This is a genomic window from Pseudarthrobacter chlorophenolicus, assembly GCF_000962805.1.
Classification (GTDB): domain Bacteria; phylum Actinomycetota; class Actinomycetes; order Actinomycetales; family Micrococcaceae; genus Arthrobacter; species Arthrobacter chlorophenolicus_A.
This window is the reverse complement of record NZ_JZTW01000008.1, coordinates 84,919-98,834: the sequence shown is the minus strand read 5'-3', so window position 1 is coordinate 98,834 and position 13,916 is coordinate 84,919. Positions and strand designations below refer to the sequence as shown.

The following is a 13,916-nucleotide window of genomic DNA, read 5'->3' as shown; positions in this document are numbered from 1 at the left end:
GCATAGGCGCGCCATTTAGCCCTAGACCGGTGGAGAATGTGATGCCCCGGGGCTGGTCGAGGACGTACCTGCATAGTTCGTAGTGGTGTGTGCAGCCGCCGCCGTAGCACTCAGACACACAGCGCAACGTGTCAGCCCCACACGTAACCTGTTGAGATGCCTCGTTTTGCTCTGGATATAGACTCCGTTGCCCGGCCCGCCCGCGCGCAGGCGCTCCTGGACGCGGTCAACCACCAGATGGTCATTGCCGACGGGGCCATGGGCACCATCCTGCAGGGCCGGGACCTGTCCCTCGAGACGGACTTCCAGAACCTCGAGGGCTGCAACGAGATCCTCAACGACACCCGCCCGGACGTCATCGCGGACATCCACGACGCCTACTTCGCCACCGGCATCGACGCCGTGGAAACCAACACCTTCGGCGCCAACTGGTCCAACCTCTCCGATTACGGCATCGACGACCGCATCACCGAGCTGGCACAAAAGGGTGCCAGGATCGCCCGCGAACGCGCCGAAGCCGCCGAAAAAACAGACGGCCGCATGCGCTGGGTCCTCGGCTCCATGGGCCCCGGCACCAAGCTCCCCAGCCTGGGCCACACCAGCTACGGCCACCTCAAGCAGACCTTCGCCCTCCAGGCCGAGGGCCTCATCGACGGCGGCGCGGACGCGTTCCTCATCGAAACCAGCCAGGACCTCCTGCAGACCAAAGCCGCCGTCAACGGCTGCAAGCAGGCCATCGTCTCCAAGGGCGTTCGCCTCCCCATCTTCGTTGAGGTGACGGTCGAGACCACCGGAACCATGCTCATGGGCTCTGAAATCGGCGCCGCACTCACCGCCCTGGAACCGCTCGGCGTCGACGCCATCGGCCTGAACTGCGCCACCGGCCCGGACGAGATGAGCGAGCACCTGCGCCACCTCAACAAGCAGTCCTCGGTCGCCATCGCCTGCATGCCCAACGCCGGCCTGCCCGTCCTCGGCGCCAACGGCGCGCACTACCCGCTCTCACCCGCCGAACTCGCTACCGCGCATGAACAGTTCGTCCGGGAATTCGGCCTGGGCCTGGTGGGCGGCTGCTGCGGTACGACGCCGGAACACCTGGCCGCCGTCGTCGAACGCCTTGAACCCTTCCGCCAGCAAGCCGTGTCCGCCAACGCGGCAACGGAACCGGCCCGCACGCCCACCGAGCGTGAAGCCGGCATCGCCTCCCTCTACCACCACGTGAACTTCGACCAGGAGTCCGCCTACCTGGCCATCGGTGAGCGCACCAACGCCAACGGCTCCAGGGCCTTCCGCCAGGCCATGCTCGAAGAGCGCTGGGACGACTGCGTGGACATCGCCCGCGAGCAGGTCCGCGTGGGTGCCCACCTGCTGGACGTCTGCATCGACTACGTGGGGCGCGACGGCGTCGCGGACATCAAGGAGATCGTCTCCCGGTTCGCGTCGGCCTCCACCCTCCCGCTCGTCATCGACTCCACGGAACCGCCCGTTCTGCAGGCCGGACTCGAGCTCATCGGCGGCCGCCCGGTGGTCAACTCCGTCAACTACGAGGACGGCGATGGCCCCACCAGCCGCTTCGCCCGCATCATGCCGTTGGTCAAGGAACACGGCACCGCCGTGATCGCCCTGACCATCGACGAACAGGGCCAGGCCCGCACCACCGACGGCAAGGTGGCAATTGCTTCCCGCCTGGTCGACTCCCTGGTAAACGACTGGGGCATGCGCGTCGAGGACATCATCGTGGACGCCCTCACCTTTCCCGTGGCCACCGGCCAGGAGGAAACCCGCCGCGACGGCATCGAAACCATTGAGGCGATCCGCCAGATCACCACCAAGTACCCCGGCATCAACACCACCCTCGGTGTCTCCAACGTCTCCTTCGGCCTGAACCCGGCCGCGCGCATGGTGCTCAACTCCGTGTTCCTGCACGAAGCCGTCCAGGCGGGCCTCACCAGCGGCATCATCGACGCCGCCAAGATCGTCCCGCTTGCCTCCCTCCCGGAGGAGCAGCGCAAGGTGGCCCTGGACCTCGTCTACGACCGCCGCGAATACGACGCCGACGGGAACGTCACGTACGATCCGCTGGCCATCATGCTGGACCTGTTCGCCGGCGTCGACACAGCAGCGCTGAAGGACCAGCGCGCCGCGGAACTCGCCGCGCTGCCCACGGGCGAACGCCTGCAGCGCCGCATCATCGACGGCGAAGGCAAGGGCCTCGAAGCGGACCTGGACCTGGCCCGCAGTGAAGGCATGTCCCCGCTGTCCATCATCAACGACCAGCTCCTTGAGGGCATGAAGGTGGTGGGTGAGCGCTTCGGCGCCGGCGAGATGCAGCTGCCCTTCGTGCTGCAGTCCGCCGAGGTCATGAAGAACGCCGTTGCCCTGCTGGAGCCGCACATGGAGAAGTCGGACTCCTCCGGCAAGGGCACCATGGTGATCGCCACCGTCCGCGGCGACGTGCACGATATCGGCAAGAACCTGGTGGACATCATCCTCACCAACAACGGCTACAACGTCATCAACATCGGCATCAAGCAGGGCATCGCCGAGATCATCGCCGCCGCCGAGGAACACGACGCGGACGTGATCGGCATGTCCGGCCTGCTCGTGAAGTCCACCGTGGTGATGAAGGACAATCTCGCCGAGCTGCAGACCCGCGGCCTGGCAAAGAAGTGGCCGGTCATCCTGGGCGGCGCCGCCCTCACCCGCGCCTACGTGGAGCAGGACCTCGCCGAGCAGTTCGAGGGCACCGTCCGCTACGCCAAGGACGCCTTCGAAGGCCTGGCCCTGATGGAACCGCTGGTCCGCGTGGCCCGCGGCGAGGACCCGGACACCGTTGGCCTGCCGCCGCTGAAGAAGCGCATCCACCGCAGCGGCCCCACTTTCACCGTGACCGAGCCCGAGGCAATGCCCGGCCGGTCCGATGTCGTCACGGACAACGCGGTGCCCGCGCCGCCGTTCTGGGGTACCCGCATTGTGCGCGGCGTGGCCCTGAACGACTACGCCAGCTTCCTCGACGAACGCGCCACCTTCATGGGCCAGTGGGGCCTCAAGCCCGGCCGCGGCGAGGACGGCGCCTCCTACGAGGAACTCGTGGAACGCGAAGGCCGCCCGCGCCTGCGCTACTGGTTGGACCGCATCCTCGGCGAGGGCATGCTGGACCCGTCCATCGCCTACGGCTACTTCCCGGTCGTCTCCGAAGGGGAGCAGGTGGTGGTGCTGCACCACGGCGAGGATCACGACGGCGTCCTCGGCGTCCCGGGGCTGCTCGCCCCGGACGGTGGTTCAGACGGCCCGATCGGCACAGACCGCCTCCGCTTCGACTTCCCGCGCCAGCGGCGCGACCGGCACCTGTGCCTGGCCGACTTCGTGAAGTCCCGCGAGTCCGGCCAGATCGACGTGCTGCCCGTGCAGCTGGTCACCGCCGGCTCGAAGATCGAACAATTCACGGGCAAGATGTTCGCGGCCAACCAGTACCGCGACTACTACGAGCTCAACGGCCTGGTCATGCAGCTCACCGAGGCGCTGGCCGAGTTCTGGCACGCCCGCATCCGCAAGGAGCTCGGTTACGCCGCCGAGGAGCCCAAGGACACGGCTGGCTACTTCAAGCTCGACTACCGCGGCGCCCGGTTCTCGCTAGGCTACCCTGCCTGCCCGGACATGGAGGACCGCCGCAAGGTGGTGGAACTTCTGGAACCGGAGCGCATGGGCGTGATCCTCAGCGACGAACTGATGCTGCACCCGGAGCAGTCCACCGACGCCTTCGTGTTCCACCACCCGGAGGCCAAGTACTTCAAGGTGTGAGTTGCGGGTGAACCACGCACTTTGAGGGCCGAGGAGCTGAACCCGGATGAACGGGTTTTCGGCCGACGTGTTAGTTGCCTGAGACATCTGCCCAGCTCAGAGAGGGCTCAAGGAAGACGTATCTGACTGATTTGTCCGGATACGGATTTGTGTGCGATTCAGCGGGTAAGCGCTCAAGCGTTGACGCCAGCTATATGCTTTCCGGAGATACAGGGGGACATCTGGCCTTCTGCCGTTGTCGAGTCACAAGCGGAGGGCATTAGATCGTCATGGGAATTTTACGATTGCGGGCAGTAGGTGTCTTCTCCTCACTGGCCGTTCTGCTCGCCGCAGTTCTGGTTCCGGTGACGGCCGGTCGCGCGATGGCTGCAAACACCGCATCGATTTCAGGCGTTATCACTGCCCCTGACGGCGAGGACGTCACTAGAATTCTGGCAACCGTGAACGTGTGTAATTCCGCTACCTGTATTATCAGGACAGAAGCGGCCCTTCCTAACGGATCTTATGCGTTTCCCGCACTTCCAGCGGGCCGTTACAGCCTCAGCCTGGGCTTTGGAGCTTCGAGCGATTCAAACTTTCGGCCCCAGCATCATGCGGGTTCACTGAGCGAGGGGCAAGCGGCAACAATCGACGCGGTCTTGGCCCCCGGGGCCGTTGTTTCCGGAAAAGCAATCCTCCCGGCAGGAATGATGACGTCCGACGTCAAAGTTAGTGCGGGGGGCCGAGACACGCAGTTGGGATTGGATGGTGGATACAGGCTGGCGGGTATCGCGCCTGGGGACGTTACTGTTGAGTTTTCCGGCAGGTCCGGGGCCAGGATGCCCTCGACGTTCTATCCAGGAGTGCCAGACTCCTGGTCGGCCCAGCGCATACAGTTAAGAGCAGGCCAGGAAAAGAAGCTCGATGACGTGACGCTGGTTGCGGGCGGATTCATCGCAGGAGAGGCGCCGGTCGAAGCCGGGTCATGGCCGCTGCATGGCTTGGTCTGTGCGACGCCATGGGGCAGTGCTGCTGATTTCAACAGGGCTGCCGCTTCACGGCAGTGCGTCACGGGCAACCCCTCTGGCAACAACTCCTACGTTATTGGTCCGATGTGGCCGGGCGACTATCGCGTTGGTTTCTCGGGCTCCGGGGGCAGGACGAATGGCCGAGACGGTGTGACCTACGGGAATCAATGGTTCAACGCCGCATCCGTCCCAGCATCGGCGTCCAGGGTCACAGTGGTAGACGGTCAGGTTGTATCCGGGATTAATGCATCTCTGACAGCAGGAGGCTCGATTACAGGCAGAGTCCTGACATCATCAGGCGTCGCGTCGACAACCACGAGTATTCAGGTGCTGGACGCTCAGGGTTACCAGGTCCAGCAAGATTTTCCCATGGCGGATTCCGGCGGAAAGTTCAAGGTTTCCGGGCTGGCGCCCGGCACCTACAGGGTTGCCTTCAACCGCGTTGATGGGTCGTCAACGGACGAAGCCCAGTTCTACGGGAGCGTGCATGAGTCCGCCGGGCTCGCGGCGGCCGCGACGGTGTCCGTGGCAGCGGATCAAACCACACAGCTGGCCGACGCACAACTGGTCTCCGGTGGGGTCCTTGGCGGCAAGGTAGTCGGCCCTGATGGCTTCCCACTGACGGACGCATTGGTAGAGGCATTCACCGACGACGGCTCCCTGGTGACGCGCTCCGCTTCCACGGACGAGTCAGGTCGGTTCAGCATCGGTGGCTTATCTTCAGGTTCATACAAGCTGAAGATTAACGCGGATGCCAAGGTGCCCGGTATCGGCACGTTGTATTCGGGGAACGCGACTGAACCGACGAATGCGGCGCTATTGCAGTCGACGGTGGGGGAGTCGAAAGACGTAGGCGTCCTCACGTACTCCCCGGTCGCCGCGTCAGGAGGTCCGGGAAGCTCAGTGCCGATCATCCCATCCAGGTTCCTGGACACGCGTTCCGCCTCGGGGCCCGTCGCAGCAGGGGGTACGGTTTCATTCCAGGCCGGCGGCGTGAACGGCGTGCCCCTTGATGCCTCCGCCGTGGTCGTCAACCTCACTGCCACCGAGACAAAGTCCGAGGGGTTCCTTACCGCCTATGCCTCCGGCGGACCGAAACCGAACGCCTCGAACGTGAACTTCGGTCGAGGTCAGACGGTGCCGAACCTGGCCGTCGTGCCGCTCGGTGCCGACGGGAAGGTCACGATCGCGAACACTTCATCCGGTACTACGCAAGTGATCGCTGACGTCGCTGCGTACTTCAAAGGTGGAACTCCGACTGCAGTAGGAGCATTCGGGGCCAAACCACCGTCCCGGTTCCTGGACACCAGGACATCCTCGGGTCCGGTCCCTGCTGGTGGAACCATCTCGTTGCAGATCGGCGGGGTAAACGGGATCCCGTCCAACGCCTCCGCGGCCGTCATAAACCTCACGGTTACGGAGGCAAAGTCCGCGGGCTTCTTGACTGCCTATGCCTCCGGCAAGGCGAAACCGAACGCCTCGAACGTGAACTTCGGTCCGGGGCAGACGGTGCCAAACTTTGCCGTCGTGCCGCTCGGTCCCGATGGGAAGGTCACCATCGCGAACACCTCATCCGGTACCACGCAGGTGATCGCCGATGTTTCCGGGTACTTCCTACCCGGAATGCCGCTCGAACCAGGCGCCTTCGGAAGTATCACTCCGACCCGGTTCCTGGACACGAGGACTTCGTCCGGGCCGGTGAAGGCCGGCGGCACGATCTCCTTCCAGGCCGCTGGAATCAACGGCGTCCCCGAAAACGCTGCCGGTGTTTGGGTGAACCTGACCGTCACGGAACCCACGTCGTCTGGATACCTCACCGGATACGCCTCCCGAACCGCGAGACCGAACGCCTCCAACGTGAACTACGGCACCGGGCAAACGGTGCCCAACCTGACCTATCTACCCATAGGTCGCGATGGCAAAGTCACAATCGCCAACACCGAGTCCGGCCTGGGATCCACGGTTCAAATAGTCGCTGACGTGTCAGGTTACACGCTCAGATAAACGATTGGTGGTCCAAGTACTTCAAGGTGTGAGTTGGTGCCCGTTTCCGCTGCTCAGAGGGCCTAAGCTTCCCGTATGGGAATTATCATCACATTGCTTATTATCTGGCTTGTCCTCTCCATCCTCGGATTCGTGGTGAAGGGACTGCTGTGGCTGGCCATCATCGGCCTGGTCCTGTTTGTGGCCACGGCTGTGTGGGGCTGGCTGAAACGGAAAACTCACGCCTGACATCTGTCAGGACTTAGAAAAAGCGGACGACGGCGGGTGCCCACCCGCCGTCGTCCGCTTTTCTATGCCCGGCTACCGCACTGCGCCCGCGGCGAACCCCTCGGCGCGAAGGGCTCCTGCTGCCTGGTGGACGCTGTCCAGGCGGAGTTCCTCGGTGGCAGCGACGATTTTTGCCACTACATCGGGGTCGGCTTTTCCTGGTGAGCCGTAGTCGAACGGGGGCTCCGGGTCATATTCGAGGGCCAGCTGAATCTCCCGTGCCTTCTCGTCACCGAAAAGCTCGGACGCCAGCCTGAACGCAAAATCGATCCCCGAAGTTACGCCGGCACCCGTGATCCGGTTTCTGTCCTGGACGACTCTTTCCGAGACCGGCGTTACGCCAAAACGCTCAAGCATCTGCAGGGAGGCCCAGTGGCTGGTGGCCCGATAGCCGGTGAGAAGCCCGGCCGCAGCGAGTGCAAACGAGCCGGTGCAGACGGAGGTGATCCACCGGGCGTTCGCTGCCTGGGTGCGGAGGAAGGCCAGGGCAGTGGGGTCCTCGAACAGGTTGAAGGTGCCCGCGCCACCCGGAACAAAGAGGATGTCCGCCTGGGGGCAGTCCTCCAGAGTGGTGGTGGGCACAATGCACCAGCCAGCGTCCGTGACCACCGGGTCCGTGTTGTGCCACGCCAAGTGCACCCGGGTATCAGGGAACTTGGAGAACACCTGGGCTGGCCCCGTGAAGTCCAGTTGGGTGACCTGCGGGAAAAGAAGGACGACGATATTCAGCGGAGCCGGCGACATGAATTCAGCCTAGCCCGGCGCAGCCTTTCTGCTTCTGCCCCGGGCCGGGCTGCCGCTCTGCATTACGGGGTTAGTTGCAGCTTCTCCCCAGCTGCGGCCGAGGTGTCTCCTGCAGGGCCCTGAACACCGCCCGAAACTGGCTTCACGCGGCGCAGCGCGGCGAGGACCGCCCGGCCCACCACGATGATCCCGACGACGGTGGTCACCGCCCGCAGGGTGTCCCATCCCGCCGTCGAGGTCAGCAGCGAGTACAGCAGGAAGCTGCTGAGGTTCGTGGCCAGCGGGGCGCCCGGCTGGTAGGAGATGCCCGTGCCGGCGCCCACCGCGAACGGCCAGAACCAGAGGTTGGTCAGCAGCCCGAACAGGTAGGACGCCACAATCCCGTACCCGGCCAGCATCACCAGCTCGGCTTTCCCGCGCACCCGCTTCGGAAGCAGGCCGGCCCCGGCACCCACCCAGGCACACGCGAACACCTGGAACGGCGTCCACGGGCCGATGCCACCCCACAGCGCACTCGACAACGCGATCGTGGCGGCACCCAGCAGCAGGCCAAACCGGGCACCGAACGCTCGGCCAGCCAGGACCAGCAGGATAAACACAGCCTCCACGCCCCCGACGCCGGTGCTCGCCACCCGCACCGCCGACCCCACCGCCGCCAGCACCCCAAGCAGTGCCACGGTATGGGCCGAGCGCACCGAACCATCAAGCAGAACCACGACGGCGACAGCCGCCACGGGTGCGATGGCCAGGGCAGCGTAGGGGAGGGCTGCGGCGGCATCCGTTGGGAGGGCCGCGGCGAGCAGGGGCCAGCAGAACGCGCCGAGCGCGAGCAGATTCGCGCCTGCGAGGACGGCGAGCTCGACGGGCCGGGGCATCCGGATGCGGTGCGGCTTCTTCCGGGCGGGGACGTCCGGCAGCCTGTTTGCAAAACGGGGCGCCGGGAACGCGTGGGTCATGGCCGGGACAGCAGCCGAGGACTCTGCCGGAGTTGCCGGTTCAGCTGCGGGGGCGACGCCGTCCCGCATCGGCAGGATCCGGGCGCCCAGGCCGTGGGCGAAAGCGTGGTCGTGGGTGGCGATCAGGACTGCTGCACCGTCGTCAGCGGCGGTACGAAGTGCCGCAGCGACCGCCGATCGGGCTGCCGGGTCGAGCCCGCGCGTGGGCTCGTCGATGAGGAGGACCTGGGGCCGGTCAAGTGTCTGCAGCGCGATGGCGAGGATCCTGCGTTCACCTGCGGAGAGGTCCCGGGGATGCTCATGTCCGATCGGCATACCGGCATTTCCGCGCAGCCGGGCGAGGTGCACCGCGGCAAACCCGGGCGGCAACGGAGTGGCGTTCTTTTGTCGGGTCAGGCGGCGCTCGGCAGCCTTGAGCTCGCCTGCCACGGTATCCCTGGTGAAGAGGTCGTCCGAGGCATCCGGCACGAGGGCAACCCGGCCACCGTCGGCCGTTCCCGTTTCGAAGGTCCCCTCGACGCCCTTGCCGCCGCTCAGCGCCAACGCCACCAGGATCGAGGATTTTCCGGCACCATTCGGCCCCACCAGGGCCACCACTTCGCCGCGGAGCAAGGTCACGGAGGCGTCCCGCACCAAAGGTTTCCCGTCGCGGTATACAGAAAGGTTTGAGGCGGCCAGTACGGTCGCGGCGCCAGCTGGAGCGTTTGACCGCGGCCCGGCAGTTGGGCTCGATATAGCAGCCGGAGCGGTCCCCGGAACCAGTTCGCCGTCGCGTATGGTCCACCACGAATCAGCGATAGGGACCAGCGCCTCGGCCCGGTGCTCGGCCACGATGACGCATATTCCGGCGTCGTGGGCGAGGGCGTGGAGCACGGCAATGACGCGGGCGCGTGCATTGGTGTCGAGGTCGGCCAGTGGCTCGTCCACCAGGAGCAGGGCCGGCTGCTCCACCACCGCGGCGGCGATGGCCACCAGTGTTGCCTCGCCCGCTGAGAGGGTGCTGATGGTCCGGTCCAGCAGCGCCGAAACGCCGATGCGGTCCGCCACGTCTAGGACGCGGGCCTTGGAATCGGCCGCCGAAACACCGCGGAGGTCAAGGGCCAGTGCGATCTCGTCCCGGACGCGGGTGGTGGCGAACGCGGCGCGGGGGTTCTGCAGGACGACGCCGACCACGCGGGCAGTCTCCCGCGGCGGCGTGGACACCCGTTCCAGCCCGCCAACGCGCACCGTTCCGGCCACTTCACCGCCGTCAACGTGCGAAAGGAGCCCGGCGATGCCCCGCAGGATGGTGGACTTGCCGGAGCCGGTGGGCCCGGTCAGCACCGACACCGTCCCGGACGAAGGAGCGAAGTCAGCGACGCGGAGCTGCGTCCCGCCAATGCGGAACCGGGCGCCGCGCACCTGAAGCGGGCCGCCGTCGTCGTCAACGGAAACGGAAGTACCCCGGGTACCGAAGCCGCGCAGCTCCAGCGCGGCGGCAACCCGGCCGGCGTGCTCCAGCGTCCGCTCAAGGATTGGCACCAGGGCGCGCGGACCGAACCGTTCGCCCCTCAGCCGGAACGCGAGGCGGACGGAAGTGACGGCGTCGGCAAGGGCGGGGAGTGCGGACCAGGCCACCACCAGCATCCGGGCGATGCCCTGCAGGGGGCCGCGGCGGGCCAGGTGCACGAAGCCGCGGGCCACATCCACCCAGGCGTTCAGCAGGCCGAACGCGAGGATGGTTCCGGCGATGGGGAGGGCCGACAGAATTGCCGCCCATACCCCCGGGGCGGAGACCGGGCCGAGGAGGACCACATGGGCGTAGGGTGCGGGCAGCCGCAGCGGGGGCAGGTCGAGCAGGAGCGGCGCACCAAGGCCCGCCCCGTTGAAAAGAACGCGGTAGATGACCCGCGCCGCGATGAACACAACGGCGAGAACCGCCGCTGCGCGCAACGGCGCGGGCCGGAAAGTCATGCCGCGGGCGCTGCCGGTTCGTTGTCCACCGTGTACAGCAGTTCAAGGCTCTCGCCCGGGTTGAGCTTGAGGCTGTCCAGGCCTTCCTGCGCGTACGCCCATTCGCCGCCGGCGGGCTTCACCCAGAGTGCCCAGTAGGAGACGGTGTTCTTGTCATCGCACGCTTCGCGGGTGGTGCCTCCCTTGTGCTTGATGTCGAAGTCAGCAGCCGGCACACCGTTGACGCGGCACGCGAAGCTCGTGGGGTATTTGGCGGTGCCTTCGATCTTCACGTCAGCTTTGCCCAGCACGTCCGATGCCAGGGTGGGTCCGCCCGCATCCACGCAGGCGGAGGTGTCGGCGGCGGCCTGGTCCAGCGAACCGGAGTCGACGATGACCTTCACGCCTTCGCAGGGGCCGGCATCGGCGGAAGCGCTGGCCGACGCGCTCGCGGAGGAGGCCGGGGCGGAGGAGGGCGTGGCGGCCGGCGTGGAACAGGCGGCGAGGGTCAACAGGAGTCCGGCGGCGGCGAGGGAGCCCGCGGCGGCGGTGCGCATCGTAGTCAGAGTCACCTGTTCAGGGTAGGGCGTTGCCCGTCCGGATAGAGGCGCCGTCACGTTGTGTGACGCAGGGTTCCGGGGCCTGAGAGTTCAGACGGAGTGGCTGGTGTGGTGCCGGCCGGCGGCGAGATGGAACGTGTGGACCACCGACCCATCCCCGTGAAAAACCAGGACCCTTCCCAGGCCGTCGATCCTCGCCCAGAAGTAACTGGCATCGTCGCTGACGTCGTCCACCGTGCCGGGCTGGGGCAGATGTCCGGGTCGGCTAACGGTGATCCTGTCGCCCCGGTTGAGATGCACCCAATTGTGGAAGGTCAGCAGCCGGCCTTCCGGAGTAACTGAAGTACAGGCAGCGTAGGCATTGGTATTCATGGCGGTCCTTGTCAGCTGTGCGGCGGGGAATGTCCGGTGAACGAACGACGGCGGAACGGGGCTCCCAAGCCGCGTCCCGCCGTCGTCTCTTTCCCGGATTTTGTCCGGATCAGTCCGGACGGAGCGCTGGGGTCAGTTTTGCGGTTCTACCCCGTGGTGGGCCGGTGTTTCCTGCTCCCGGCCCTCAGGGACGTCCTCGCGCTGCTCCCTCTTCTGAACCTTGCGTGCCCAGGCTGAGGTCACTATGGGGCAGAGGATGGCGGAGACGACGACGGAGGCTGCCACCAGGACGGTTGCGTGTTCGGCTGCTGGGGCGTACACGGGGTTGGCGGTGGCCACGATGGCAGGAACCAGCGCGGCGTTGCCTGCCGTGGTGGCCGCGGCGAGGCCGGCCACGCCGTCGCCGCCGGTGAGTTTGTCCGCCAGCAGCAGCACCGTGCCGCCCACGAAGACCACGAAGAGGCCAAGGGCGATGCCGAGCAGTCCTGCTTCAACGACGGCGTTGAGGTTGATGGTCAGGCCGAGGGCGAGTCCCAGGAACGGCACCATGGCGGGGACCAGCGGAGCCAGGAGGTTCCGCATGTTCTTGTCCAGGTTGCCCAGGAGCATGCCCAGGGCCAGGGGCAGGATGGCACCGACCAGGGCTTGCCACGGGAAAGCCGCGAGGCCGGCGATGCCCAAGGTGACCATAGTCAGGAAGGGGCCGGATTCGAGCGACAGGATGGAGTAGGCCCCGGCGTCGCGTTTGCGGCCGTACTGTCCCATCAGTGAAATGTAGAGCCCGCCATTGGTGTCGTTCAGCGCGGCCACGAGGGCGAGCGTGGACAAGCCCGCAAGGACTCCGGCTTCGATGGGTAGTTCACCGAGCAGGCGACCGGCGATGACGCCGACGAGGACCGCGAACAGCACTTTGGATCCTAGGAGCACGCCGCCCTTCTTGAGGATGTACGGCGTGGATTTGATCTCCAGGGTGGCGCCGAGGCACACGAAGAACACGGCCAGCAGCGGCGCCAGGCCGGTGAAAAAGGCGCCGGTGAAGGAGCCAAAGAATTTTCCGGCGTCCGGTGCCAGGGTGTGGATGACGGCGCCGATGCCGAGGGGCACCAGCATCATGCCGCCGGGGACCTTCTCCAGGGCTTTCTTAATGGGAATCGACATTGATTTCTCCTGTGAATGCTAAGTGGGGGTGGAACTGTGCGGTGGGGGCGCCTTGTTCCGATGCTGGTGGGTTAGCCCAGGCCCGGGATGAGCAGGACTTTGCAGGCGTCGCCGGTGAGCAGCTCGACGGCTTCGTCGATCTCGCTGAGCTTCTTGCGGTGGGTGATGAGCCAGTCCAGCTCGAGCTTGCCAGAGTCGAGCAGCAGAAGGCTCTGTTCCCAGGTTTCCCAGAGCCGGCGGCCGAAGATGCCGCGCAGGGTGATGCCCTTTTTGTTGATGAAGGCGGCGATGTCCACCTCGGCCGGGCGGCTCGGGTGGCCAACGGTGATGACGGTGGCTTCCCGGCGGACGGCTTCGAAGAGCGTGGCCAGGGTGCCGGGGGCTCCCGAGCATTCGAAGGCGACGTCGAATCCGCCGCGGTGGCCGGTCAGCTCGCGGCAGCGCTCCACGATCCCGTCGTAGGGGTGCAGCGCAGTGGCGCCAAGCTTTTCGGCCTGGGCACGGCGGTAGGGGTTGGGGTCGACGGCGATGACGTGGCTGGCGCCCATCAGCAGCGCGAGGTTCACCACCACCAGTCCCACCGGTCCGGCGCCGCTGACCAACACGGCCCGTCCTGCCACGGAGTAGTTGGCGCGCTGGATGGCGTGGACCGCGACGCCGGCAGCTTCCAGCAATGCCCCGGATTCGAGCGAGAGCCCGGTGGGGAGTTTGACGCAGATGTCCTGGGGGACCGCCGCATACTCGGCGAAGACACCGTCGATGTGCATGCCGAGAATGCCGGTGCGTTCACAGGTGTGGGCGTCGCCGGTGCGGCAGGGAAAGCACTGGCCACAGGTCAGGTGGCTTTCCAGCGCCACTTGGTCGCCCACCTTGAGCCCGGTGACACCGGGGCCAATCTCGACGACTGTGCCCGCGCCTTCGTGACCCAGGGTGACCGGAAGGTTGAGGTTGAAGGCTTGTGCGGAGGGCGTCCATTCGTACAGTTCACGGTCGGTGCCGCACAGCGAGGCCGCGCCGACTTCGATGACGACGGAGCCTTCTGCTGCCTTGGGGTCGCCGGCATCGGTGACGTACTGGACGCCCCGCTCGGCTGCGTTCTTGACTACTGCCCGCAT

At 66.2% G+C, this 13,916-nt stretch carries 9 protein-coding genes; 3 read left to right on the top strand and 6 right to left on the bottom strand.

Annotated features, from left to right (window positions below):
* Nucleotides 1–156: 156 nt before the first annotated feature.
* From metH to UC32_RS20780, 3 genes are all read left to right on the top strand, one after another.
* Nucleotides 157–3,801: a methionine synthase gene (gene metH / locus UC32_RS10160; protein WP_045731105.1), complete on the top strand. Its 3,645-nt coding sequence runs from the start codon at nt 157–159 to the stop codon at nt 3,799–3,801.
* Between the two features lie 689 nt (nt 3,802–4,490).
* A complete protein-coding gene (locus UC32_RS20330; RefSeq protein WP_161797266.1) occupies nt 4,491–6,812 on the top strand; it encodes a carboxypeptidase-like regulatory domain-containing protein in 2,322 nt (773 codons plus the stop codon).
* Between the two features lie 75 nt (nt 6,813–6,887).
* On the top strand, nt 6,888–7,040 hold the full coding sequence (locus UC32_RS20780; RefSeq protein WP_045731103.1) for a hypothetical protein: 153 nt from the start codon (nt 6,888–6,890) through the stop codon (nt 7,038–7,040).
* 72 nt (nt 7,041–7,112) lie between these two features.
* Here UC32_RS20780 and UC32_RS10145 read toward each other — a convergent pair whose 3' ends face one another.
* The 6 genes from UC32_RS10145 to UC32_RS10120 form a co-directional block, all read right to left on the bottom strand.
* Nucleotides 7,113–7,823: a DJ-1/PfpI family protein gene (locus UC32_RS10145; protein WP_045731102.1), complete on the bottom strand. Its 711-nt coding sequence runs from the start codon at nt 7,821–7,823 to the stop codon at nt 7,113–7,115.
* 62 nt (nt 7,824–7,885) lie between these two features.
* Nucleotides 7,886–10,732 carry an ATP-binding cassette domain-containing protein gene (locus UC32_RS10140; RefSeq protein WP_045731101.1) on the bottom strand — a complete coding sequence of 949 codons (2,847 nt, stop codon included), beginning with the start codon at nt 10,730–10,732 and terminating at the stop codon, nt 7,886–7,888.
* A complete protein-coding gene (locus UC32_RS10135; protein ID WP_235423636.1) occupies nt 10,729–11,277 on the bottom strand; it encodes a hypothetical protein in 549 nt (182 codons plus the stop codon). The genes UC32_RS10140 and UC32_RS10135 overlap by 4 nt, the downstream gene beginning before the upstream one ends.
* Nucleotides 11,278–11,361: 84 nt before the next feature.
* On the bottom strand, nt 11,362–11,643 hold the full coding sequence (locus UC32_RS10130; protein ID WP_045731099.1) for a hypothetical protein: 282 nt from the start codon (nt 11,641–11,643) through the stop codon (nt 11,362–11,364).
* Nucleotides 11,644–11,775: 132 nt separating this feature from the next.
* The gene (locus tag UC32_RS10125) at nt 11,776–12,801 is read right to left on the bottom strand and encodes a 2-keto-3-deoxygluconate permease (RefSeq protein WP_045731098.1); all 1,026 of its coding nucleotides are present in this window, start codon (nt 12,799–12,801) and stop codon (nt 11,776–11,778) included.
* Between the two features lie 71 nt (nt 12,802–12,872).
* Entirely contained in the window at nt 12,873–13,916 is a 1,044-nt protein-coding gene (locus tag UC32_RS10120) for a zinc-dependent alcohol dehydrogenase (protein ID WP_045731097.1), read from the bottom strand.

Coding starts and splice junctions, on each gene's coding strand:
- UC32_RS10145 (WP_045731102.1), bottom strand. CDS start 7,823: ATGTCGCCGGCTCCGCTGAATATCGTCGTCCTTCTTTTCCCGCAGGTC.
- UC32_RS10140 (WP_045731101.1), bottom strand. CDS start 10,732: ATGACTTTCCGGCCCGCGCCGTTGCGCGCAGCGGCGGTTCTCGCCGTT.
- metH (WP_045731105.1), top strand. CDS start 157: ATGCCTCGTTTTGCTCTGGATATAGACTCCGTTGCCCGGCCCGCCCGC.
- UC32_RS10120 (WP_045731097.1), bottom strand. CDS start 13,916: ATGCGGGCAGTAGTCAAGAACGCAGCCGAGCGGGGCGTCCAGTACGTC.
- UC32_RS10125 (WP_045731098.1), bottom strand. CDS start 12,801: ATGTCGATTCCCATTAAGAAAGCCCTGGAGAAGGTCCCCGGCGGCATG.
- UC32_RS20780 (WP_045731103.1), top strand. CDS start 6,888: ATGGGAATTATCATCACATTGCTTATTATCTGGCTTGTCCTCTCCATC.
- UC32_RS10130 (WP_045731099.1), bottom strand. CDS start 11,643: ATGAATACCAATGCCTACGCTGCCTGTACTTCAGTTACTCCGGAAGGC.
- UC32_RS20330 (WP_161797266.1), top strand. CDS start 4,491: ATGACGTCCGACGTCAAAGTTAGTGCGGGGGGCCGAGACACGCAGTTG.